Source organism: Bacillus sp. MYb78 (assembly GCF_002975115.1).
GTDB lineage: Bacteria > Bacillota > Bacilli > Bacillales > Bacillaceae_G > Bacillus_A > Bacillus_A cereus.
On the sequence record NZ_PCOB01000039.1, the window covers coordinates 1 to 24,049 of the forward strand.

Consider the following 24,049-nt stretch of genomic DNA (forward strand, 5'->3'; position numbering starts at 1 on the left):
ACCTTTGACAACTTTAAACTTTGTTATTTCTCAGTTGACATACTACCGCAGGTCTTTCTAGTAATCTACTATAGTATATGAATAGAACTTTAAAATGTAATAGTTAAATTGTTGGATTTAATAGAATTAATAGATTAACCCATTTAAACTAAATAAACGAACACAACGAAAGGAAACAGAGATGGATGTATGCCTCAAAAAACATAGCTTTTAAGACATGTAATGGGATATGAAATTCATCATATTGGTCAGCTGTCTGTATGGGCGAGGAAGTTAAACTTGCAACCGGTTTCAGCAAATTTGATTGGAAGAGGATGATAGAATTAAAAACCGACTTGCATCTTAAGCGCAAGTCGATTTTATATATATAAGAAGATTTTTTAATTGAAATCCTCGGATTTTTTCTGACGTATATGTAAAAACATTAAGGTGGTAATGATTAAAAAAATCATTATAGTTTGTATAATTAAATTTTTAAACTGAAGCAATATTGTCCAAGATGTAAGGACGTCTTTAAAAGCTTGGAGTGCAGAGTACGAGGAAGGATCAAAACCATACTGTAGCAACTTTTTTGTTTCAATAAATGAGATGTTTTCTTCATCTGCATCTAATATTACTGAAATTAGTCTAGTATCTCCTAGTTTTGCTGTACTGACAAAACTATAATTACCGTTAGTTGAAAAACTAGTTTGTAAGCCATCAACACCTTGAAGTTTAATGTTTTCATTAAGGGAATATATCATTTTATTCGTATTGAAAACCTGGGAATCTTTGAAGGTAAATTGGTAAGAGGTTAGTTTCGTAATATTCAATACATCTGGAAAATCTTTTACTAATCGTGCAGCTAGTTTAGCTGCGTCTATTGCTGTTGTAGTTGATTGTTTATTTGTATCATGATTAATTCCAGTAGAGTTTAGAAATGGAGATGGTTGTAATAACTGTAGTTCTTTTGCTTTTTTATTCATTAATATTGTAAAGTTATCTTCAGTTCCAGCAATGTGTTCTGCTAGAGCGAGTGCAGAACGATTATTCCCTGCCAGTAGCAATGCATGAAGTAAATCACGAACCGTTGTTTTATCATTCGATGTTACTTGTATAGGGCTTGTTTCTACTCGGAAAACTTCGTTACTTATTTGTACGAAGTCATCTAACTGTATTTTTCTATCATTTAGTTGTTCCAATACGATATATTCCGTCATTAATTTAGATAAAGTAGCTGATTGTACTGGGGTTTCTTCATTTTTTTTATAAACAATTTCACCTGAATTAGCATTTATTAAAATAGCTGATTTAGCTTGAATAATCGGACCATTTACATAAAGATAAAAATATAAAACGATAAGTGCAGTAATGAAAAAAGATAATAATAAAATAGCGAATTTTTTTAAGAATTGCATAAGTGATCCTCCTATTATGACATCAATAATAGTATTGTAAAAAGGAATGCTTAATTAGGAAGAAAGAAAAGGTAAAGAATTTCTAAAGAATTATAAAGGATTATTAAATTTAGGGAAATAATAGAAAAAGTTCAATTTCTTATATGATAAGAAATTGAACTTTTTATTTGTAATATTAACATTTGTATGGAAGTAGTTTTACAGTGAATGTTGTTTTTTCGTCATCACTATATACTTCAATTGTTCCTTTATGCAACTCGACTATACTTTTTGCAATTGCTAATCCAAGTCCAGATCCACCAGTGTTTGTAGAGCGAGATTTCTCAACGCGGTAAAAACGTTCAAAAATATGAGGTAAATCCGTACTAGGAATAGGTTGTCCGTAATTTGTTATATCAATTGTAATCATATTATTGCTTTCATAAGCAGTAAGGTCAATATAGCGACCTTCGCTTCCATAAGCGATAGCGTTTATAATAAGATTTTCAAACACACGCACTAATTTGTCACCATCAGCTAATACCATAAGCTTTTGAGACGGGAAAGAAGGCCGACATTCTATATTAGCTTCTTGAACCTGTATGCGGAATTGAACAGTTAATTGTCCAAGTAACTCTACAATATCAATTGGAACAGAATACAAGCTTAATTCTTTATTTTGAACACGTGTATATTCGAACAAGTCATTCATTAATGCATTAAGACGAGTTACTTTATCGTAAATGACTTGAATATAGTATCGCAATTCCACTTCATCTCTATAATTATCATGATGGATTAAATTTACGTATCCAACTATAGAAGTAAGGGGGGTGCGTAAGTCATGTGATACATTTGTAATAAGTTCACTTTTTGCTTGTTCCGCTTGTCTTTCTTCATCAATTGAGACTTTTAATTGTTCAACAATTTCATTGACCCCGATTGCTAATTCTTCTAGATAATTATGATTTACAATAGAAACTTTATGATTGAAGTTTCCATTTGCAATATAACGAATTTCTTCTATCATTTTTTTTATACAAGTTTCATAATAAAGTTTTTTCTCGTGACGATAAAAAATGTAAAGATAGGATGAAAAAATAGAAAATAAAAACAAATAAGATACAATCATCATCCATAAAGACTCTTTAATCCCTTTATACTTTTCATAACCAAAAATTCGAATGAATTCTTTACCGAGTTCAGTTAGAGTAAGTGAACTCTCAATTACACTCGTAACGAGGCGATAAATAATTAGTTCAGTAATAGGAGTGAGTGTGATAGCTAATAAAAGCCAAAAAATAAGTTTCCATTTAGGAATATCTTTTAATATATCAAATGCTTCATTTCTCAATTTTATAGCCAACTCCCCAAACAGTATGAATCAATTTTTCTCCATTCATTACTGTTTCAAGTTTATCTCGTAAGTTGCTAATATGGACCATTACCGTCTTATTTGAACCATAACCATCTTCATTCCAAACGCGTTCGAAAATTTCTTCTGAACTAAATACTCTTCCTGTATTACTCGCAAGTAAATATAAAATATCGAATTCAATAGAGGTTAGTTTAATATACTCTCCATTTACTTTAACTGTATGATTATGTTTGTGTATTTCAACAGAGCGAATACGAATAATACCATCTTCATTCTTTTGCGAAGTAGCATTTTGGAAAGAGGATCTTCGTAATAAAGCTTTCACTCTAGCTACTAATTCTAATGGATTGAATGGTTTGATCATATAATCATCGGCACCTGTCATAAGGCCTAATATTTTATCCATATCTTCTGCTTTTGCACTAAGCATTAGAATTGGTACAGTATTATTTTCACGTACTTCCTGACAAACTTCTAATCCGTTTCGTTTTGGCATCATAATATCCAAAATCATAAGGTCAACTTCATATGTAGAAACCTTTTGCAATGCTTCATCGCCATCATAAGCTTTATAAATGTTATAGCCTTCATTTCGCAAATAAACAGCAAGTAATTCAACAATTTCTTTATCATCATCAATAATTAATATGTTTTTATTCATTGTGTAGTTCCTTTCCTTACAAATCATCAACATTACTATAATATCAAACATTTATGTACTTGTAGCGATGATTCTGTATAAAATTTCATGTAACGTATTAAAAAGGAGTAAAAAGATTAATATCGAATATAAAATAAAAAGGATATTTAAATTCTACATTATAATGGAAGTTAGTTATAAGGGGGATTTTCTATGTTATGTAATGATATATATTTATTTACTCCAACTGGAAAAATAGACAATGATATTAAAGCTTTTCTACTAAAATATAATAAAGAGTTTACATATAAACATTCAATTCGTGTGGCAAATGAGGCAAAAAAGATTGCAGAAAAGTTTCACGTAGATAAAGAAAAAGCAGCAATTGCAGGATATTTACATGATATTAGTGGCATTTTTCCGAACGAGGAGATGATTGCAGTTGCTGAAGAATTTGGGGTAGAAATAGTGGAAGCAGAAAGAAAATTTCCTATGATTATTCATCAAAAATTATCGAGAGTAATCGCAAAAGAAATATTTAAAGTAGAAGATGAAGAAATTTTAAATGCAATTTGTTGCCATACAACGTTGCGTAAACATGCAACGAAAATGGATTTAGTATTATTTGTTGCAGATAAAATAGAATGGGATCAAAAGGGGACACCACCATATTTAATAGAAATAAAAAAAGGATTGGAAAAATCTTTGGAAAAAGCAGCTTTTGTATATATTTCATATTTGTGGGAAAGGAAAGATACATTGAAAGTTATACACCCGTGGCTAGAAGAAGCATATTGGGATTTAAAAAGAATTGTACAGTAGAAAGGACAAGGAAATGCAATTAAAAGAATATATGAATCAAGCATTTCCAGGAGTTACATTAGGACCCTACTTATTATCTCAGTGGGAAAATCATTTACAATTTGATTTCGGAAAAGATAAAAATCAAATTGTAGAAGGAACCGACGATTTAAATATGGAATACTTTTCTCAACTATATACATATAATAAATTCTTATTTGAAGACATATTTTCAAAAGAAGATGTAGTATTTGTAGTGACAAATGTTTATAGATTTAAAAAGGAAAACATAAAAACTCCACAGAAAATAAATGTATACAATAAATATATTAAGAAAAGAGATTTAAGATTTCATATAAGACAAGAAACGTTACCGTTTCTATTTGAAGATGAAGAAGCAGATTTATATTGTACATATCATTTTTCTTTAAAATGTCTTGCGGAAGATATTAAGTATGAATTGCTTATACAAGCTGCTAATCACGAGGATTTCTCTGTTCTGTATCCTCGATTTGGACGAAAAAAAGAAATTTCTTATCCAGATGTATTTCTCATAAATGCAACGAAAGATATTGTCATGTTTATGTGTGATGATAGAGGATGTGAAGTAATTGCGAAGAATAAAGAAATAATACGAGATTTATATAAGAAATACAAAGAATGGATTCCAGATTATGAACGAGAAAGTATAGATAACTTATTTAAATGACAATAGGGGAAGTGAAGCGTGTAATGAAACGTATTGCAATAGTATCTGCATGGGAACCAGAACTGACGTATTTGCATCAACATTATCCGAGTGAACGTGTTGAAAAAAGAGCAGCTTGGGAATTTCATTTTCATACTATTAATGAGCTGGAAATTATATCAGTTGTTACTGGTGTTGGTAAAGTAAGCTGCGCTAGTTGTGTACAATTGTTAATTAGTGAGTTTCAGCCAGATGAGTTGTTTATGACAGGAATATGCGGAAGTTTATCAAACAAGGTGAAAAACGGTCATATTGTAGTGGCACTAAACGCAATACAACATGATGTTACTGCAGCTGGCTCAGGGGAAGATGTTTTTAATTTATATAACGGTAGAACAGCACCTATTGAAACAACAAAATCACTTGTAAGAAGAATAAAAAAAATACGATCATATGATCCAATACATTTCGGTACATTTTTATCCGGAGATCAACGTATTCGTAGTTCAGAAATGAGATATTTACTCCATACCGTATATGGAGCATTGGCAGTTGATCAAGAAGTAGCAGCTTTCGCCTATGTATGCCAAATAAATAAAAAACCATTTCTATGTTTAAAAGCTGCTTCAGATCAAGCAAATGATAAAACGAAAGAAGAACAAAAAATCTTTAAAATGCTAGCATGCGAAAGAGCATGTGAGCATTTAATTGCTTTTTTGCGTGTTTATGAGATTAATGTAGTAAATAATAGATAGTTTGTTATAAAACAAATTAATAGTGGGTTATATGTAGGAAAATGTCCGTTCATTTCAAATTAAGAGCTGAAATTTATAATAGATGGAATATATTATATGGGTACATGTTGCGGTTAATACAAGCAATTGGAGGGCAATTTTATATGATTCAATATAAAAGATGTAGTGAAGTAAATATTGATTTAGTATATGAAGCTTTTAAAGATGGATTTTCCGATTATATTATTAAGATGGAAGTTTCAAAAGGTGATTTTATACACCGTTTTTTGGGACCAGAAGGTAATTTGCTAGAACATTCTTTTCTTGCTTTAGACGGTGACAAATCAGTTGGCGTAATATTAGGTGGTATAAAGGATTATGAAAGTATAAAGACTATGCGCTGTGGAACATTAGCGGTTCATCCTAATTACCGCGGTATTGGTGTCAGTCAAAAATTATTTGAACTGCATAAAGAAGAGGCGATTCAACATGGATGTAAGCAACTTTTTCTCGAAGTCATTGTAGGAAACGACCGAGCGATTCATTTTTATAATAAGTTGGGCTATGAAAAAGTGTACGATCTTTCTTATTATAATTTAAATGATTTGACTAAAATAATGAATAAAGATTGTAAGGATATTGAAGTAAAACAATTAGAATTTCCAACTTTTAAAGATGAAATTCAGAAATGGTTAAACTTCCATATAAATTGGCAAAATGATGTTGATTATATCGAAAAAACAAATAATGTATTTTATGGTGCATATGTCACTAATGACTTAAAAGGCTCTCTATGTGTAAATGAACAAGGTAAAATTAGTTTTATTTTCGTAGATAAAGATTATAGAAATATTGGTGTTGGGATGAAATTATTAGAAGTAGCAAGAGAAGAATTACATTTATCAAGTTTATCAATTGGGTTTCCTAACAATAATTTACTGGAGGGTTTTTTAAAGAAATGTAGATTTGAAAAGAATTCTTTAGCACAATATGAAATGTATTTATTACTCTAAGAGCGGAAAGATTTATTCTTTTTGCTTTTTATTTTGCTGTTATGTTGGTAAATGCTCCGTAACTATAATTTATAATGCGAGGGAGTTTGTTTATCCTTAAGTTATTTTTTTAATTGTCAATTTCATACTAATAATTTTCTTTGTATAATATTCTAATTTTATGTAGAATAGATACGATGGGAGGGGATGAAATGAATAATGGATTAAAGTTTAAGATTTTTGAATTGCATTGTCTCGTTCAAAAGACTTATTCTGATATTAAAATGGCATGTGATATTGCTATTTATCAAGAAAACACTTCTAAATATTTAATTTCATTAGGATTTTTAAATAAATCATATATGACTTATATAGAAGCAAAAAGATTCTATCGCGAAAATGAAGAGCTTGTAAGTGTAGAATTTGATAATTTCTTTGATATGTATGATAAATTAGAAAACGAATTAAAACAAGTTATTTCAACTGAAGATAAAAATCCTTCATCGCTACATAGCAGACTTGATCAGTTTCAGCAGAAAGTTGAAAATATAAATGACCTAATAAAAGTATTGCAAAATGCTCGTTAATGAATGCTTTTTTCTTTTTGTATAGAAATTATGTATTAAAAACATTTTAGGGATATTACATATTGAAGAGGTGGCTTTTGTAGATTACAAAAGTCATCTTTTTATGTTAGGAATAGATTGTATACATTTTAGCAGTTTCATATAAATAATAGAAATTTATACGAGGTAAATATCATGGGAAATAAAAAAGAAATAGCTATAGTTGCATTAACAACAGGATTCGTTTTAACAAGTGTAACACCATATGGAGTAGGTCATGCAGAGGAACCTGGTCAAATGCAAGTTGAAATTCAAGAGGATTCGTTCCGTACAGGTGATCTTACACAACCATCAAAAAAAACGCCAGAGAATGTAGTGAAGGATGCACTTAAGGAAAATACGGAGCATGCTTTGTCTCCAAAACAAGTTAGTGCAGAAACAGGAGTAGATTACAAGGTTCTTCAAAAACGTGGTTCTTATGATGGAACTACACTGGTGCGCATGCAACAAATATATGAAGGAAAAGAAGTGTATGGCCACCAGTTGACTGCTCACGTAGATAAAAAAGGTATTATTAAAAGCATTTCAGGAGCTAGCGCACAAAATTTAACACAAGAAGATTTAAAGAAACCTATTAATTTATCAAAAGAAGAAGCGAAACAATATATTTATAAAAAGTACGGAAATGACACTAAATTTATTTCTGAACCAGAAGTTAAGACGGTTATTTTTGTTGATGAAAATCATGGGCAGGCTAGCAATGCATATCAAGTTACATTTGCTGCTACAACACCAAATTATGTATCTGGAACTTATTTAGTGAATGCTCATAATGGTGAAATGTTAAAAGATATGGTACAAGAATCAAGTTTGAAAATAAGTGAAGAGTATGTTCAATCCGTTAAGGAAAATAAAACTAGCAATTTCACATCATTAACTGGAACAGGAAAAGATGATTTAGGCGTAACTCGTACATTTGGTATTTCTAAACAGACCAGTGGGAATTATGCGCTTGCTGATTACACAAGAGGACAAGGAATTGAGACATATGATGTAAAGTATAGAGATATTACAAATGAAGAAAGTTATTATCCTGGTATACTAACAACTAGCGCTTCAACGACATTTAATGATCCAAAGGCGGTAAGCGCTCATTTCTTAGCAACAAAGGTATATGATTTTTATAAAGAAAAATATAAACGTAATAGTTTTGATAATAAAGGGAAAAAAGTAGTTTCAGTGGTACATGCATGGGATTCCGGAGGAACAAATGATCCTGAAAATTGGGAGAATGCATTTAGTACTAATATTAATAACATTAGTATGCTTTTATATGGAGATCCAATGGTAAAAGCGTTCGACATAGCGGGTCATGAATTTACACATGCGGTTACATCTAGCGAATCTAACCTTGAATTTTCAGGAGAATCTGGGGCGATTAACGAGGCATTATCTGATATTATGGGAACGGCTATAGAGAAATACATAAATAAGGGAGAATTTAACTGGACAATAGGAGAACAAACGGGATCGATTTTTCGTAATATGAAAAATCCAACTGCAATTAATTTTTCAGAAGGACTACCGTATCCTGATGATTATAGTAAATATAATGATTTAAATGGAGAGGATTATGGAGGCGTTCATTTTAACTCAAGTATTATTAATAAAGTTGCGTATTTAATTGCACAAGGTGGTACTCATAACGGCGTAAATGTAAATGGTATTGGTGAAGATAAAATGTTTGATATTTTCTATTATGCAAATACTGATGAATTAAACATGACTTCTGATTTCTCTGAATTGAGATTGGCATGCCTTACAGTTGCAACTAATAAATATGGAACGAACTCAATTGAAGTTCAAGCAATCCAAAATGCTTTTGATGCGGCAAAAATTACAGGAACAGTGAAAGAAAACGAAAAAACAGTAGAAAACCAAGCTCCAGAGTTAACTGTACCGATTACCATTACACTACGTGTAGGTGATACGTTTGATCCAATGAGAAATGTAAAAGCTGTTGATAAAGAAGATGGTGATTTAACAAATAAAGTAAAGCATAAAGGCGATGTAGATACTTCAAAACCAGGTACATACATTGTGGAATACTTGGTCGTTGATTCCCAAGGGAGAAATACAACGGCTAGACAGACTGTAATTGTAGAGAAAAATGGAGAAACATCAGATTTAGAACCTAAATTAACAGTGCCTGTTGGAGCGACAATTCATGTAGGAGATTCATTTGTTCCAATGGCAGAAGTATTAGCTATCGATAAAGAAGACGGTGATCTCACTTCTGAAATCAAAGTTGATGGTGAAGTAGATACATCTAAAGCCGGTACTTACATATTAACGTACACGGTTACAGATTCTAAAGGTCATGAAGTAACGGCGAAGCAAACTGTAACGGTCAAAGTTAGAGAAGAAGTTAAAAATGATAAACCAATACTAAAAGTACCTGCTACAACTTCAATTACTGAGGGTGATCAATTTGATCCGTTGGTAGGAGTATCAGCTACTGACAAAGAAGACGGTGACCTTACTTCTAAAGTAGCGTATGAAGGAACTATAGATACAACTAAAGCTGGTACTTATGAAATAATATATAGTGTAAGAGATTCCGTGGGTAATGAGGTAAATACAATACAAAAAGTATTAGTGAAAGATAAAGAAACTAGCAAACCTAATGGTCTTGCTAATAAGACAAATAACAATAATATCTCAAATAACAGTAATACCGATAAAAAAGAATATACATATAAGGAGCTGCCAAAGACGGGTGTAAGTACAACTAACAGTGCAGCAATCGGCATATTGATGATTATTGCAGGTACAGTACTCACTTTGATTCGCAAATTTAGAAAGATACAAAAATAATAGTAGGGATTATTCGTTTGAAGAAAAGAGTTGAGTATTCAAAAGAAATAAAGTAGAAAGTAAATAAAACGGAATATGGATTTTTTACTTATTAAGATTTTAATAGTTAAGCGGTACATTTGGCTTTTATAAAAATTTGCAGTTGGATACTATTCTGTCTACAGAACTATATTACATATAAAACACGTTACTATTCTTTTATTTTAATGAGAATAGTAACGTGTTTTTTGATTTGAAAATAGCATAAATCCTATAGCTCATGAATATAGGAGTACTTCTAATTTGCCATTGATAAGTTACTGAAAACACTTTGTTTTAATGGAAGTGTCACTCTAAATGACAACATGAGATTTTCGGTATTTACCAGGTGTTTCATGGGTGAATTTTTTAAAAATTTTAGTGAAATAACTTTGATCGCTAAAATTAAGCGAAGCGCATATGTCTGATAAGGGATAGGTGGTGAAAGTTAATAATTTCTTTGCTTCTTCGATTCGTTCACGTTGAATGTACTCAATTAATGAAATACCGACTTCTTTTTTAAATAATATAGATAAATAATCTGAATTCACATTTGCAAATTTAGCAAGTTGTTTAACAGATATTGGATTGTAAATGTTTTTAAAAATGTAGTTTTTGCAAATAGCGATAGTCTGTGAATGTTGCTGTGTTTTTTGTGCCTTTACACGGTCTGCAAAGGTACAAAAAGCATTTTTTAATAAATCCCAAACAGATTCTTTGTCTTTTAAATCTTCTGTTCTTTGAATATGTAAATCATAAATTTTGTAAGCAATCCCAGATGGAAGTCCCCCTTTTATCGCATATCTAGTAGCGAGCGTGATGGATGAAATACAAATGTTTTTATGACGTCTTAATTGATGGAATGAAGATAAAGATGAAAGAGTCTCTTGTTGGAATTCGTAATAATATTTGAGTACGGTTTCTTTATCCCCGTTTTCTATAGAACCAAGTAGTTGCTGCTCTATATATAAATTATGATAAATGGATTCGTCTTTTTGCATTGAAATATATACATCTTCGTTTAAGATTCTGCTATGACTTATATGAAGTGAGTCACTGTTATTTGAAAATGTGCTTACATCTGAATTTTTTTTATAGAGAATGTTATAGAACAATATTGCTATATTTACAAAGAAATTTTGATCTTTGACTGACAATGAAAAATAATGGTCTCTTGTTCTTTTATAATTTGGAATAAAATTAAGTTTACTATCCGCTTTACTTGTAGAAAAATTTACATGTGCCAAGGGCCCAATAATAACAGTACCGTTCACCATATAATCGCTCTTTATGTGAATTAAAATAAAGTGCCCTAGATGTTCGTGAGTTCTGAAGATGGGGGAATTATATGTATCATTTCTCTGAAAAAGCACATGTAACTGTTCTATTTTTGATGTATAGAACGAGTGTGAATCATTTTTTGATGTGAATTCTAAAAGAATATTTTTGTTACAATCTAAAAAACAAACTGGAATTTCAAAAGATTGGAAAAACATATTGCAAATGTACTCTATCTCAACTAGACTGAGCTTTTTAGTCATATTCTTCCTCCTTACAGTTATGCGTAATAGTTAAATAAACATATATTCCTTTTTTCATAAGTAGAAACGGAAAACCTTTATTAATAAAAAATATAAATAAAAGTTATAAACTTCTAAGAATAATACCATAATTTAACATGAATAGCACATATTATTCGAATATACAGGTAATAGTTTTGGACAGTAGCGTAAAATATGAATCGTCACACTTATTTGTTGGTTATTACTTATATGTATTAAAAAATGATTAAGATTGGATTTTAAATAGGGATAGGAAGTGAGAAATTAATAGATTGACAGTAAGTGACTAGTCGAAATTAGTAGTGAAAGCTATTATGTAACAAATGTAATGATTCTTGAAATAGGGATATAAGTGTAATTTAGGGGAGAAAATTACATATATCATGTGGAGAGACAACGTAATAATAGAAGATAAGAAAAGTGAATAAGTGATTGTAAACAATGGATTGTTGGACGACTATGTTTTATGTTATTCGTTTAAATCTGATACTTGGCACACTATTGCTTTTAAGAAGGTAATAGTAATAAAGAGATTTTTAAAATGATAGAAGTAGTAAAGGGGATAAGAGAAATGAAAAAAATATTTAGTGTGCTTTTAGTGTTTTTCTTAACATTTTCTACATGGTCTAGTGTATTAGTAAAGGCGGATTCACCATCTAAAGGTACTTTAACGATTCATAAGTATGAACAAGAAAAAGATGGAGCGCAGGGACTAGAAGGTGACGGTTCTGCAAATCAAGAGGTGCCAAAAGATGCGAAACCATTAAAAGGTGTAACGTTTGAAGTAAAAAGGGTTGCTTCTTTTGAAAAAATTTCAAACGATGGGAAAATCGTAAAAGAAGACGTGAAACCTGTAATGGGAGCCACTCCAAATCAAGTAGTAACAGATGATAACGGACAAGCTGTATTAAAAGATCTTCCGCTAGGACGTTATGAGGTGAAAGAAGTGGCAGGACCTCCACATGTTAATCTAAATCCCAATACGTATACAGTGGATATCCCATTAACGAATAAAGAGGGTAAGGTGCTAAACTATGATGTTCACATGTATCCTAAAAATGAGGTTAAACGTGGTGCAGTTGATTTAATAAAAACTGGTGTAAATGAAAAAGCATTAGCAGGTGCAGTATTCTCTTTATTTAAAAAAGACGGTACAGAAGTGAAAAAAGAGTTAGTAACAGATGCTAATGGTCATATTCGCGTGCAAGGATTGGAGTATGGAGAATACTATTTCCAAGAAACAAAAGCTCCGAAAGGCTATGTAATAGATCCAACTAAACGTGAGTTTTTTGTTAAGAACTCCGGAACAATTAATGAAGATGGAACTATTACTTCTGGTACAGTAGTTAAATTAGAAGTGAAAAACTATGAAGAACCAACAATTGATAAAAAGATTAACGGAAAATCGGAAGCGTTACCAATCAATCCGTTAACTAATTATAATTATGATATTAAAACATTAATTCCAGAAGACATTAAGGAATACAAAAAATATGTGGTAACAGATACTTTGGATAATCGTTTAGTGATTCAAGGAAAGCCAATCGTGAAAATTGATGGAGCAGAAGTAAATACAAGCATTGTAGAGATAGCTATAGAAGGTCAAAAAGTAACAGCTACAGTAAAAGATTTCACAAAATTAGATGGTAAAAAAGAATTTCATTTGCAAATTAAATCTCAAGTAAAAGAAGGAGTACCATCTGGTTCGGAAATTTTAAATACAGCAAAAATTGATTTTACAAATAAAAATGATGTAATTGGAGAAAAGGAATCTAAACCTGTAGTTGTTGTTCCAACAACTGGAATAATTGAGTTAACAAAAATTGATGGTGCTAATAAGAATAAATTAAAAGGTGCAGAGTTTGTACTTAAAGATAAAAATGGAAAAATAGTTGTTGTAGCAGGAAAAGAAGTAACAGGTGTATCAGATGAAAATGGTGTTATTAAATGGTCTAACATTCCATATGGAGACTATCAAATTTTCGAAACGAAAGCTCCAACATATACAAAAGAAGATGGTACAAAAGCTTCTTATCAATTATTAAAAGATCCCATTGATGTAAAGATTAGCGAAAATAATCAAACGGTTAAATTAACGATTGAAAATAATAAAAGTGGATGGGTTCTTCCGGTAACGGGTGGCATAGGAACGACTCTTTTTACTGTAATAGGTCTTACGTTAATGGTTACAGCGGCATTTGTTTTCTTTAGAAAAAAGTCTGCTAATAATTAAGATTTTAGGAACATGTAACTATGGGAAAAGGGGAGAAGCAAAATGCTTCCCTCTTTTCGATATTTAAGCATATACAGAGGTGGAAATATGAAACGAAATCTTGTTTTGGGAGGTATTTTTTTATTTGGATTAGGTGTTTTTTTATATCCTACTATTAGTAATTGGTTGGCGACTCGTGCACATTATTCTGAGATTAGCTCTTACGATAAGAATATCAAAGCATTACAAAAGAAAGAAGTCGAACGTAGGGAAAAAGAAGCAGCCGAATATAATAAACAAGTTCACACTTCCACGAAAACATTTACTGATCCATTTTCTGAAAAAAAAAGTAATCATCAAGCATATGCTGATGCGTTAAATTTAGGAGATGTAATGGGGTATATTGAAATATCGAAAATTAATATAAAACTGCCAATCTATCAAGGGACATCTGAGGAAGTATTGAGCCGCGGGATAGGTCATTTAGATTTTTCTTCGCTCCCGATAGGTGGAGAAAATACGCACACTATTTTAACAGGGCATCGTGGTTTACCATCAGCAAAATTATTTACAGATTTAGATAAGTTGAGTGAAGGAGATCTTTTTTATATTCATTCTTTAGACAAAGTTCTTGCTTATAAAGTAGATCAAATTAAAGTAGTGTTACCACACGAAACGGACGATCTACAAATTGTAGAAAATAAAGACTATACAACTTTAATTACGTGTACGCCTTATGGAGTAAACACCAATAGGTTGCTAGTTCGAGGTGTGCGTGTGGAGTTAAACGAGAAAGAAAAACAAAAAGTGAGTACAGAGATATTTATATTTAATAAGTGGACTGTAATAGTTCCAATCCTATTGTTATGTGTGTTTCTAGTCGTAATTTATAAGAAAAGGTTAACTCGATAGAATATATTTATTTATCCTGCATTAATGGGAAGTGGGACCGGAAATTCAGAGATAAGTAAAGAAAGTATATAAGGGATGAAGTAAATCCTCATTGATGAATATGTCATTTTATTCGACTATAGAAAAAATACGATAAAGGTGGGAACAAAGGAATTGAGGCTACGATTAAAGCTGGTAAGTATTCATTTTATTGTTTTGTTAATGTTAAGTGTAAGTTTTGTCGTATATGTACCAAAAGAAGCATATGGATCCACGACAAACTTAGAAGGTCTAGGTGATATATCGCGTTATAATGCTGTTGTCTTTGGTAACCATAAAGCAATAGGTGGCGACATTGAAGGAGCAATTGCAGTTCAAGGTGATATGGATGCATCGGGGTATACGATTGTAGGTGCTGCAGCGGGAACATCTAATATAGTAGGTGAAAAATGGGTTGATGAGGGATATCCGTCCTTGTTATTGTCTGGAAAATTTAAGAAATCAAGAGAAGAATCTTTTATCATTCAAAACGGAATAGTCGTAATGACAAAAGAGAGTGATCCAGATCGCATCATACAATCCTCTTATGATCGTATCGTTTATAAAGAAAAACTAGAAATTGACGCGAAATTTAATGAATTTCGCAATATAGTGAACCAAGTCAGTAAAAATGCAGGTCAATATAAAACGAATACCCCAATTCCAAATATGAGTCATGGAATCGGAAAAGATATAAACAATCCTAATATTTATGTTTCATCAGAATTGACAGGGGAAATTAATTTAGATATAAGAGATGTATTTTTACCAAATGCTAAGGACAAAGATTTTATTGTTATGTATTCGGATGTAACAGAGGTTACATTTAAAAATGGGTCTATTCTATATGACACGAACAATATTGGAAGGGCTACAGATATAGTTCCTACATCACAACCATATTCTCCTAATTCCCCGTTTACTGAGCTATACGGGAAAGTGATTTGGGTTTTTCCAAATGCGAAAAAAATTACAACAGAGGGATATGGTGTCGTTGGGAGTGTGTTTGCCCCAAATGCTGTATTAGAAACAAAAGGCGGCTCGATTAATGGACAAGCATTTGTCGGCGCGGTACAACAAACTGGTGGATTTGAATTTCACAATTTTAAATTTAACTGGCAACATTGGAACAAGCCTAGTACTGGAAAAGTAAAAATAAAAAAAGTTGATAGTAATAATGATAATAAAAAATTGGTGGGAGCAAAGTTTCATATAGAAGATTCAAAAGGAAAAGTAGTTGGAGAGTTAATAACAGATGAAAAAGGAGAAATGATATCAAAGGACTTACCAATAGGAAACTATACCTTAGTGGAAGTAGAAGCACCTAAAGGTTACGAATTATTAAAAGAAAAAATAACTGTAAAAATAGAAAAAGATGCAGTAGTAGAAATTAAAATAGGAAATAAGAAATTGCCAGATCCAATGGGGAAAATGAAGCTTGTGAAAGTAGACATAAGTGATAAAAATAAAAAGCTAGCAGGAGCAAAGTTTAAAATTGAAGATTCAAAAGGAAAAATAGTTGGAGAACTAGTAACAAATGAAGAAGGAGAAGTAATATCAAAAGACTTACCAATAGGAAACTATATCGTAGTGGAAATAGAAGCGCCTAAAGGTTATGAATTATTAAAAGATAAAATAGCTGTAAAAATAGAAAAAGATACAGTAGTAGAAATTAAAATAGGAAATAAGAAATTGCCAAATCCGACTGGGCAATTTGAAATTGAAAAAGTTGATGATAAGGATAGTGAATTAAAGCTAAAAGGCGCTGTATTTCAAGTGTTAGATAAAGAAGGGAAAGAAGTTAGTAGATTAATAACGGATGAAAAAGGAAAGGTAATTTCCAACCAATTAGCAATTGGAAAGTATACGATTAAAGAAATGAAAGCACCGAACGGATACACGTTACTTAGAGATCCAATAGAAATAGAAATTACAGAAGCAGTAAAGACACAAAAAATAACAGTGAAAAATACGAAGAATAATTGGGTAATTCCTAATACTGGTGGGAGCGGAACAACAATTTTTTACGTAATTGGTATTATGCTAATGTTTGGTGTGCTATATTTCTGTAAGAAAAATCGTATATTATGAACTAATTTTATAGAGTTAGACAGATCGTTGCGTTAGAGAGTTTTTAGGACATGAGTTCGGTATTGTACTGGACGCATGTTACTAAATTTTGAAGGAGGAAGGATAATAGTAAACATAGAATATATTAATGAATTAAAATATTTAAGAGGTGAACATGGTGGCGATAAAACAAGACGAAATTAAAGTAGTTGTCGGAGCTGGAGTGTTTAATAATAATCCAGGTTGGATTCAAACGCAAGAAGATGAACTTAACTTACTAGATAAAGCTACGTGGGAAGGAAGATTTGAATACAACTCTATTTCAGCTATTTTAGCTGAGCATGTATGGGAACACCTTACTTTTGAAGAAGGTGTAAGAGAAGCTGAAATTTGTTATGAATTTTTAAAACCATCTGGTCATATTCGGTGCGGAGTCCCTGATGCATTCTTTCAGGATGAGGCATATCAAAATATAGTTCAAATAGGGGGACCCGGTCCGAAAGATCATCCAGCAGCAAGTCATAAAATCGTTCATAATTATATAACATTAACGAAAATGTTTGAAACTGCTGGATTCGAGGTAGTTTTACTTGAATATTGTGATGAAAATGGTCGGTTTTATTACAACGAATGGGATGCAAACGACGGTGTTATTTTCCGTTCGAAAAGGTATGATTCTAGAAATAAAGGCGATAAACTTGGTTTTCCATCGCTAATTGTCGATGCGATTAAGCGTTAATCATTAATCATTCCACAAAAACAGGATTTAATCCTATGATTTCATAAGTCGCAAATGCGGCTTTTTTTATTTGTACGTAAATCTATATTTAATTTTCAATATTATATAACTCGATTTAGAAAATATTTAAGTTTTTCTCAGCACCATTCACTTTAAATTAACACTTCGTTGTCATAAATATTTATTTTATATTTATATTCGTGTAAAATGAAGTGAGAACATACATTCTATATAAGGAGGCAATCAAAATGATAGCTGAAATTGGAAAACTAACTGATGGATATATTGTAAAATTTGAACGCGAATTTCCATATACGGTAGAGGAAGTTTGGTCTGTATTAACAGAAAACAGTAAGCTGAAAAAATGGATGTCCAATTTACAGATTGAAAGCCTTAAAACTGGTGGAATAATAAAGTTCGACATGATGGACGGTTCATTCATAAACATTGATATTTTAGAATATGAACTAAACTCAGTACTTGAATTTACTTGGGATAAAGACCGTGTCCGATTTGAAATACATAAAGAGGAGAATGGTACTTTGTTACTTCTTAAAGAGTACATTCATGAATTAACAGATCATACACCGAGAGATATAGCTGGTTGGCATATTTGTTTAAATCTTTTTTCTTACGTTTTAAAAGGAGAAGAGAAAGAATTTTCTAAAGATGAATGGCAACAATGGTTTGAAATATACAAGGATAAGATTCATGAAGTGAGAGGATAATTGCATAACAGGTAATATTCATTATGTAATTATTATATTTTAAAAATGCTTTTGTGAATAAATAAGAATAGAGGTTAATATGAAAGTAAATCAATTAATTGCTAATAACATAAATAAATTAGATGCAACTATACCGTTTAATAAATCGTTTGGAATTGCTGGGTTATCTGGATCGGGTAAAACAACTTTTTGCCAAACAATTGGTGAAGAGTCAAAAAAACGATTAGTTTCTTTATTACCAAAGGCTGAATATCAATATTTATTTCCTAACATTATGGAAACAAATTTTAGTGCCATTAAGATGGAAGAAATGCCTTTAGTACTTTTTCTAGGAAAATCATCGATTTCGTCTAATCCGCGTTCAACGATTGGTACTCATACTGGTGTTTTTACAGAGATTCGGGAAAAACTTGCTGAAGTTTTTAATCTTTCTCCAGAGGTCTTTTCATTTAATAATCAATTAGGCTGGTGTACTGGTTGTAAAGGCCGTGGTACTACAAAAAATGTTGAGTGTAAAAAATGTAAGGGAAAACGTTATAGTGAAGAAATTGAACAACATGAAATTGATTTGTTGGACAAGCCACATTCAATCTCAAATATTAATGATTTAAGTATTGAATCTATTCTTTCACTAGCAAAAGAATTAAATATTAGTGAAGAAAAACAGCATATACTGCAAAATATTATTAATATGAACATTGGTTATTTAACATTAAATCGAATTATGGGTACGTTGTCAGGTGGAGAGTTAACACGACTTTATTTGGCTGAATTCATGGCAGTAAGTGAAAATGCTGTAATTATTATTGATGAGATTTCAGTTGGACTTGATCATGAAACTTTATTACAAATTTTAGAAGAAATTAAACGACTAGGGCGTAAAAATCAAATTTGGCTTATTGATCATTCAGATACAGTACTAGATACAACTGATGAGCAATTGTTCTTTGGACCTGGTAGCGGAAAATATGGCGGGAAAATTGTGGAAGAATCACCAAGACCAAAGTCAATACTGTGGGATCGAAATAAAGAAATACCAACAGAATATTATACATTCTATGATTTATATTGCCGTAATATCCAAATGGCTGAGTTTCAAATTCCTAAAAACAGGCTTGTAACAGTTACAGGAGAATCGGGATGTGGGAAATCTACACTTGTCAATGAATGCCTAGCTACAGATTTTTTGAAACGATATCCAAAAGATAAATTAGTTATGGTAGGACAAGACCGAAATCAATCAATTACAAGTCGATCAACTGTAGCAACTTTCCTAGATATTAAAAAGAAACTGACAAAGTATAGTGAAGACATTGATGATATTTTTGAGCGCTCGATTGAGGATATTATTGATGAACTTCCAAATGAAGATATCGCTTATAAACGTTTGAGCCTACTAATTAAATTAGGGCTTGGCTATTTAACATTAGAGAGAAAAACACAAACATTATCGACAGGTGAGTTTCAATGTGTTCATTTAGTTTCGGAATTATTTGCAAACACTAGAAATCCACATACATTATTCATTTTTGATGAGCCTTCAAAAGGTTTATCACAAAATATTTTAAATCAATTTATCGATAGTATTAGAGGTATTCTGCAAGATGAATCAGTTTCAATCATTATGATTGAGCATAATCGTTACATGTTAGAAAGCTCTGATTATATAGTTGATTTTGGAAAAAGGCAGAATGAATCTGTAGAGCATTTGGATGTTGTTAATCATGAGGATTACTATCGTCAAAAAAGTAATGTGAATAGCACAGAGAAAATAAACATCTCTTCAATGCTTAAGCAGAAAAAAGGAGTTCACTATTTAGAAGGGAATCATATTAACTATTTTAAAAATGCCGAAAACGTTTATAAGGGCGGTATTTTAAAAAGTTTATCATCAATGGCTAGGTTAATTTATGGTGAATATGAATCTGATACAATCGCACCTGTTATTGCTATTGATCTTGAAAGACATTTATATAGTCAATTTAGCTTCTTATATGAGATTGGTGGATTAATTAATCATATTGTAGCTGCTCATCCAATTAATAAAGATACGAGAAGTTTTGATTTCTATTCACAGGACAATCATTGTCCATCTTGTTCTGGACGTCTTCAAATTGAAGTTTTTGATAAAGATATTGCCATTCAAGATAAAAGTGTTCCATTTTGGGATGGGCTATTCGATCCAGAAATCATGAAGGTATTAAAATTTTATCAGCATGAAAAAATAGAATTTCTATTCGACGAAATAAAAAATGAGCTTGGTCACGATTTGTCAAAGAGCTATAATGATATGTCAGAAGAAGAAAAGCATACGTTTTGGTACGGGTATTTTGAAAAATCATTTTATGATAAAAAAGGAAAGACACGCAGAACATGGGTAGGGTTTAATACAATTATTGGTGGATATATTGTTATTTCAAAAGCACCTATTAAAGAAGAAATTAAGAGTTCAAAAAAAATGATGAAATGTCCAATTTGTGAGGGGACGGTTTTAAATCATCATAAACCACTTAAATTTGGTAACGTAGATATTCGTGAAATAATCAATCAGCCTATTAATGAAGTATTGAAAACAGTTGGTGATTTACCGGCACTTGTTAAATTGAAGTCTATTGTTGGTGGCGATATGGTATTGACAGAAGATGTTTCTTTATTGCCAAGAAAAGCACAAGTTGCATTGAAAATGTTTGAATTAGAACAAGCAAGCTTTTCAAACTATGAAATGGTGTTACAAAATGTTTTACCATTCTGGGGTGAAATAAAAGGAAATATCGAATCCATTAGTGTTAATAATCAAGTAACTGTTTGTGATTTCCCTAATGTTTATGAAACGAGAGAAAACATTATAAATAAATATTTCACAAATGGTAAATATAAAAAACTTACGTATGTATACGAAGCGTTTGGATACAAAAAATTAGTTACCCAAATTAATAAAATTAAAAAAAGTAATCCATGTCCATTTTGTAAAGGTAAGAAAGTGATAACCGAAGATAATCTACATGATGGTGTCTTTAAACTAACAATTCCATGTGTAACTTGTAATGCAAGTGGTATTAATGACGAAGGGTTAAAAGAAGTTGTCGAGGGCGTGGATGTACAAACGTGGTTAACTGGAAAAGTAAGTGATGTTGTGAATGAAAGCTTATTAACAGAAGCTGTTGGGCAAATACCAATTTTTAATCGTATTCGTGAGTTGGATAAACGAGATATGATGGCGGTTTATGAATGTCTTGAGAAAAATAACTAGTGATGGATTGTCAATTGCAGTAGTCATAAAAACAGGAATATAGGTTTTTAATTATATAAATATAACATGTTAAATTGTTATTTAAATCGTTAAAAATAGTTGACCCTCACATAATGTCATTGTTTATGATGAAGTTGAGCTTCAAAGTAGATGTAACTTATAGGAGGAAATCATGTTTAAAATAGGGGATTTTTCGAAACTATCTTCCATTAGTATACGTATGTTGAGACACTACGATAAAGTGGAATTATTACAACCAGTAAAAGTCGATGAGCAGAGTGGATATCGATTTTATTCAGCTGACCAATTAAAAAAGGTAAATCAAATTCAAACATTAAAAGCTATGGGGTTTAATATTGCTACCATCAAAGAAATAATAGAATGCGATAATATAGATAGCATAAAAGAGCAATTTTTAAATCGTAGTGCTCAAATTAAAGAAGACATGAATAACCTCCAAAAACAATTACGTCTCCTCGAAGACTCAATGAAAACGATGAGAGAGGATGTTGTTGAGATGAATTATCATGTTTCAATAAAAGAAATTCCAGAAAGAACTGTAGCTAGTGTTAGAAAGATTATTCCATCGTATAATTGCGAAGGTGATTTATGGAGTGTATTAATGCAAGAAATTCAAATGAAAAATATTAGTATTGCCCAACCGAGTTATAGTATTGCGGTTTTCCATGATCGTGAATACAAAGAAAATGATGTAGATATAGAAATACAGCTAAGTATTCTAGGTAAGCACGAAAATACAAAAGACGTTACATTTAAAAATATGGAATCAACCAATGTAGTTTCTATAACAGTTAATGGAAGTTATGAACAGATGACAGCTGTAAATGAGGCTGCGGCAAAATGGATTGAGACGGAAGGTTACAAATTAGCAGGCCCGATGTTTAATATTTATCATGTGAGCCCAGCGATGGAATCGGATCCTAATAAGTGGGTTACAGAAGTTTGTTATCCAGTTAAATGATGATAAAGAAAAAAGGCATTAATTATATGCCTTTTTTCTTTATAAACTTATCCATAAATATCAAGACAAATTACTTCGAGATTCGATTCGTCAACTACTAGCACAATTTTATTTGCAAATGTACAAAATGAGCGGATTGTAATGAATCATCTAAAAACCAACCAGTTGGTACTAAAGTAATGTAATCATCTATTTGGAAATTTCAGCAATGTTTAAATGAGCAACAAAAACCATCGTAATAAGGGGCTTCTGTCTTAAATAATTTAATGATATGTGTACCCTCCATCTGGAAATAATACATTACCCGTAGTAAAACTATTTTGCATTAAATATAGAACAGTATGTGCAATTTCATTATTATGGCCAGGCCTTTTTACAAGAGAAAGAGATTTATAAGATTCATAAGCAGCTAGTCTATTTTCGTTTTGTTCATTTTCTTTTTGTATTGTTCCAGGAGAAACCACATTAACTCTAATAGGAGCTAATTCCACAGCTAAAGCCTTCCCTAAACTTTCAATAGCACCATTGCAAGCTCCATAAGCAGGTGCGCCTTTAAGTGGTCTTTGACTAAATGCACCAGACATTAACACAATCGATCCAGAGTTTGAAAGAAAAGGAATTGCATATTTTACGGCATAATATTGAGGCCAAAACTTTCCGATGAAGCTACTTTCAGCAATTTCCTCTGTAGAGGTAATTGGTCCAAGTGTATAAGAGGCTCCCGGTGTGAATAAATGATCAAAGTTCCCAACTGTCTTGAAAAAATTTTGTAATTGCTCTTTATTTTGATTATCCAATATATAAGTTTGAAGATGATTGTTATTTATTACTTCTCGAGCAACTTTTAATTTTTCTTCCGAGCGTCCGGCAATAATAACATGTGCACCTTGTTTAATTGCTTGTGTTGCTGTTGCTAATCCAATACCAGAACTCCCGCCAATGATAACAATACGGCTATTTTTTAATGTAGTAATAGACATATTTTAGCCACTCCTTTAATAAAAAATTTAGAATATAACTAACTGTGCTATGCTTTTATTATTCGCTAAAAGGGAGCAAGTGAAAAGTACGCACTTTATATGTACATAGTCGCAAATTTCGTACTAATCGCTATACATGCGGATAAGTAATAGGAAAAATTTCTAAATATGGTTTATCCCGCATTAACGGGCAGTAAAACTCTCACCTCAAAGTTAGGAAAATGCAAGGAAGTTAGGTAAGAGATCAATTGCCCGTAAAAGCTCGATTGGTTCAACTAATAATCAGTGTGGGATGAACAAAACCCCCACTGATTAAAGTTTCACTTTATGATATCTGAGGAGAGGTGAGAAAAATGGATTTACAAGAACCGAAGTTAAAAGGGGTAATAGCAACATTACAAATAATCGGTGGGAAATGGAAGTCACTCATTTTGTTTATTTTGCTAACAGATGGAATGAAACGTTTTGGTGTATAAATGCTAACTTAAATATGTACATTAACGCTTGAATAAATATGTACATTTTC

Annotated in this window: 18 protein-coding genes and 2 pseudogenes; 15 read left to right on the forward strand and 5 right to left on the reverse strand. The window is 31.4% G+C overall.

Annotated features, from left to right (window positions below):
- Positions 1-207: 207 nt before the first annotated feature.
- A pseudogene (locus CQ064_RS31860) lies at positions 208-318 on the forward strand (DinB family protein); the annotation flags it as partial.
- Positions 319-380: 62 nt separating this feature from the next.
- Here the strand turns inward: CQ064_RS31860 and CQ064_RS31865 are convergent.
- The 3 genes from CQ064_RS31865 to CQ064_RS31875 all read right to left on the reverse strand — a co-directional run bounded on the left by CQ064_RS31865 (position 381) and on the right by CQ064_RS31875 (position 3,415).
- Positions 381-1,397, reverse strand: a complete 1,017-nt coding sequence (locus tag CQ064_RS31865; protein WP_001160061.1) for a D-alanyl-D-alanine carboxypeptidase family protein — start codon at positions 1,395-1,397, stop codon at positions 381-383.
- A gap of 175 nt (positions 1,398-1,572) precedes the next feature.
- Positions 1,573-2,730 carry a sensor histidine kinase gene (locus tag CQ064_RS31870; protein ID WP_001243312.1) on the reverse strand — a complete coding sequence of 386 codons (1,158 nt, stop codon included), beginning with the start codon at positions 2,728-2,730 and terminating at the stop codon, positions 1,573-1,575.
- Complete coding sequence (locus CQ064_RS31875; protein ID WP_001038809.1) at positions 2,720-3,415, reverse strand: response regulator transcription factor; 696 nt, start codon at positions 3,413-3,415, stop codon at positions 2,720-2,722. Before CQ064_RS31875 ends, CQ064_RS31870 begins: the two co-directional genes overlap by 11 nt.
- 192 nt (positions 3,416-3,607) lie before the next feature.
- Here CQ064_RS31875 and yqeK point away from each other — a divergent pair, with 192 nt between their 5' ends.
- The 6 genes from yqeK to CQ064_RS31905 all read left to right on the forward strand — a co-directional run bounded on the left by yqeK (position 3,608) and on the right by CQ064_RS31905 (position 10,052).
- On the forward strand, positions 3,608-4,216 hold the full coding sequence (gene yqeK / locus CQ064_RS31880) for a bis(5'-nucleosyl)-tetraphosphatase (symmetrical) YqeK (protein WP_000882438.1): 609 nt from the start codon (positions 3,608-3,610) through the stop codon (positions 4,214-4,216).
- A 13-nt stretch (positions 4,217-4,229) separates the two neighbouring features.
- Positions 4,230-4,904 (forward strand): DUF3885 domain-containing protein, encoded by a 675-nt coding sequence (locus tag CQ064_RS31885; protein ID WP_001176112.1) that lies wholly within the window; start codon positions 4,230-4,232, stop codon positions 4,902-4,904.
- A complete protein-coding gene (mtnN, locus tag CQ064_RS31890) occupies positions 4,901-5,638 on the forward strand; it encodes a 5'-methylthioadenosine/S-adenosylhomocysteine nucleosidase (RefSeq protein ID WP_000151939.1) in 738 nt (245 codons plus the stop codon). Before CQ064_RS31885 ends, mtnN begins: the two co-directional genes overlap by 4 nt.
- A gap of 143 nt (positions 5,639-5,781) precedes the next feature.
- Entirely contained in the window at positions 5,782-6,630 is an 849-nt protein-coding gene (locus CQ064_RS31895; RefSeq protein WP_000617068.1) for a GNAT family N-acetyltransferase, read from the forward strand.
- Positions 6,631-6,821: 191 nt separating this feature from the next.
- Complete coding sequence (locus tag CQ064_RS31900; RefSeq protein ID WP_001059026.1) at positions 6,822-7,196, forward strand: hypothetical protein; 375 nt, start codon at positions 6,822-6,824, stop codon at positions 7,194-7,196.
- A gap of 174 nt (positions 7,197-7,370) precedes the next feature.
- Positions 7,371-10,052, forward strand: coding sequence for a M4 family metallopeptidase (locus tag CQ064_RS31905; RefSeq protein WP_000527070.1), 2,682 nt, complete (start codon positions 7,371-7,373; stop codon positions 10,050-10,052).
- A gap of 332 nt (positions 10,053-10,384) precedes the next feature.
- Here the strand turns inward: CQ064_RS31905 and CQ064_RS31910 are convergent, their stop codons facing one another.
- Positions 10,385-11,611: a helix-turn-helix domain-containing protein gene (locus CQ064_RS31910; protein ID WP_000162843.1), complete on the reverse strand. Its 1,227-nt coding sequence runs from the start codon at positions 11,609-11,611 to the stop codon at positions 10,385-10,387.
- A gap of 592 nt (positions 11,612-12,203) precedes the next feature.
- Between CQ064_RS31910 and CQ064_RS31915 the strand changes: the two genes are divergently transcribed.
- The 7 genes from CQ064_RS31915 (at position 12,204) to CQ064_RS31945 (ending at position 22,543) form a co-directional block, all read left to right on the forward strand.
- The gene (locus CQ064_RS31915; RefSeq protein ID WP_000719299.1) at positions 12,204-13,865 is read left to right on the forward strand and encodes an LPXTG cell wall anchor domain-containing protein; all 1,662 of its coding nucleotides are present in this window, start codon (positions 12,204-12,206) and stop codon (positions 13,863-13,865) included.
- 87 nt (positions 13,866-13,952) lie between these two features.
- Positions 13,953-14,756, forward strand: coding sequence for a class C sortase (locus tag CQ064_RS31920; RefSeq protein WP_003270597.1), 804 nt, complete (start codon positions 13,953-13,955; stop codon positions 14,754-14,756).
- Positions 14,757-14,909: 153 nt separating this feature from the next.
- Positions 14,910-16,865, forward strand: coding sequence for a SpaA isopeptide-forming pilin-related protein (locus tag CQ064_RS31925; RefSeq protein ID WP_098866957.1), 1,956 nt, complete (start codon positions 14,910-14,912; stop codon positions 16,863-16,865).
- Between the two features lie 154 nt (positions 16,866-17,019).
- Positions 17,020-17,583, forward strand: coding sequence for a class I SAM-dependent methyltransferase (locus tag CQ064_RS31930; RefSeq protein ID WP_000225734.1), 564 nt, complete (start codon positions 17,020-17,022; stop codon positions 17,581-17,583).
- A 248-nt stretch (positions 17,584-17,831) separates the two neighbouring features.
- Positions 17,832-18,311: an SRPBCC family protein gene (locus CQ064_RS31935; protein WP_000559847.1), complete on the forward strand. Its 480-nt coding sequence runs from the start codon at positions 17,832-17,834 to the stop codon at positions 18,309-18,311.
- A 79-nt stretch (positions 18,312-18,390) separates the two neighbouring features.
- On the forward strand, positions 18,391-21,561 hold the full coding sequence (locus CQ064_RS31940) for an ATP-binding cassette domain-containing protein (protein WP_000867745.1): 3,171 nt from the start codon (positions 18,391-18,393) through the stop codon (positions 21,559-21,561).
- Between the two features lie 172 nt (positions 21,562-21,733).
- A complete protein-coding gene (locus CQ064_RS31945) occupies positions 21,734-22,543 on the forward strand; it encodes a MerR family transcriptional regulator (protein ID WP_000472620.1) in 810 nt (269 codons plus the stop codon).
- 263 nt (positions 22,544-22,806) lie between these two features.
- On the opposite strand, the gene CQ064_RS31950 is transcribed toward CQ064_RS31945, so the two are convergent.
- Entirely contained in the window at positions 22,807-23,523 is a 717-nt protein-coding gene (locus CQ064_RS31950) for an SDR family oxidoreductase (RefSeq protein ID WP_000029109.1), read from the reverse strand.
- Positions 23,524-23,876: 353 nt separating this feature from the next.
- Here CQ064_RS31950 and CQ064_RS31955 point away from each other — a divergent pair.
- Positions 23,877-23,993, forward strand: a pseudogene (locus CQ064_RS31955) (MarR family transcriptional regulator); the annotation flags it as partial.
- Positions 23,994-24,049 lie beyond the last annotated feature (56 nt).

Coding starts and splice junctions, on each gene's coding strand:
- CQ064_RS31865 (WP_001160061.1), bottom strand. CDS start 1,397: ATGCAATTCTTAAAAAAATTCGCTATTTTATTATTATCTTTTTTCATT.
- CQ064_RS31875 (WP_001038809.1), bottom strand. CDS start 3,415: ATGAATAAAAACATATTAATTATTGATGATGATAAAGAAATTGTTGAA.
- yqeK (WP_000882438.1), top strand. CDS start 3,608: ATGTTATGTAATGATATATATTTATTTACTCCAACTGGAAAAATAGAC.
- CQ064_RS31885 (WP_001176112.1), top strand. CDS start 4,230: ATGCAATTAAAAGAATATATGAATCAAGCATTTCCAGGAGTTACATTA.
- mtnN (WP_000151939.1), top strand. CDS start 4,901: ATGACAATAGGGGAAGTGAAGCGTGTAATGAAACGTATTGCAATAGTA.
- CQ064_RS31895 (WP_000617068.1), top strand. CDS start 5,782: ATGATTCAATATAAAAGATGTAGTGAAGTAAATATTGATTTAGTATAT.
- CQ064_RS31900 (WP_001059026.1), top strand. CDS start 6,822: ATGAATAATGGATTAAAGTTTAAGATTTTTGAATTGCATTGTCTCGTT.
- CQ064_RS31905 (WP_000527070.1), top strand. CDS start 7,371: ATGGGAAATAAAAAAGAAATAGCTATAGTTGCATTAACAACAGGATTC.
- CQ064_RS31910 (WP_000162843.1), bottom strand. CDS start 11,611: ATGACTAAAAAGCTCAGTCTAGTTGAGATAGAGTACATTTGCAATATG.
- CQ064_RS31915 (WP_000719299.1), top strand. CDS start 12,204: ATGAAAAAAATATTTAGTGTGCTTTTAGTGTTTTTCTTAACATTTTCT.
- CQ064_RS31920 (WP_003270597.1), top strand. CDS start 13,953: ATGAAACGAAATCTTGTTTTGGGAGGTATTTTTTTATTTGGATTAGGT.
- CQ064_RS31930 (WP_000225734.1), top strand. CDS start 17,020: ATGGTGGCGATAAAACAAGACGAAATTAAAGTAGTTGTCGGAGCTGGA.
- CQ064_RS31935 (WP_000559847.1), top strand. CDS start 17,832: ATGATAGCTGAAATTGGAAAACTAACTGATGGATATATTGTAAAATTT.
- CQ064_RS31940 (WP_000867745.1), top strand. CDS start 18,391: ATGAAAGTAAATCAATTAATTGCTAATAACATAAATAAATTAGATGCA.
- CQ064_RS31945 (WP_000472620.1), top strand. CDS start 21,734: ATGTTTAAAATAGGGGATTTTTCGAAACTATCTTCCATTAGTATACGT.
- CQ064_RS31950 (WP_000029109.1), bottom strand. CDS start 23,523: ATGTCTATTACTACATTAAAAAATAGCCGTATTGTTATCATTGGCGGG.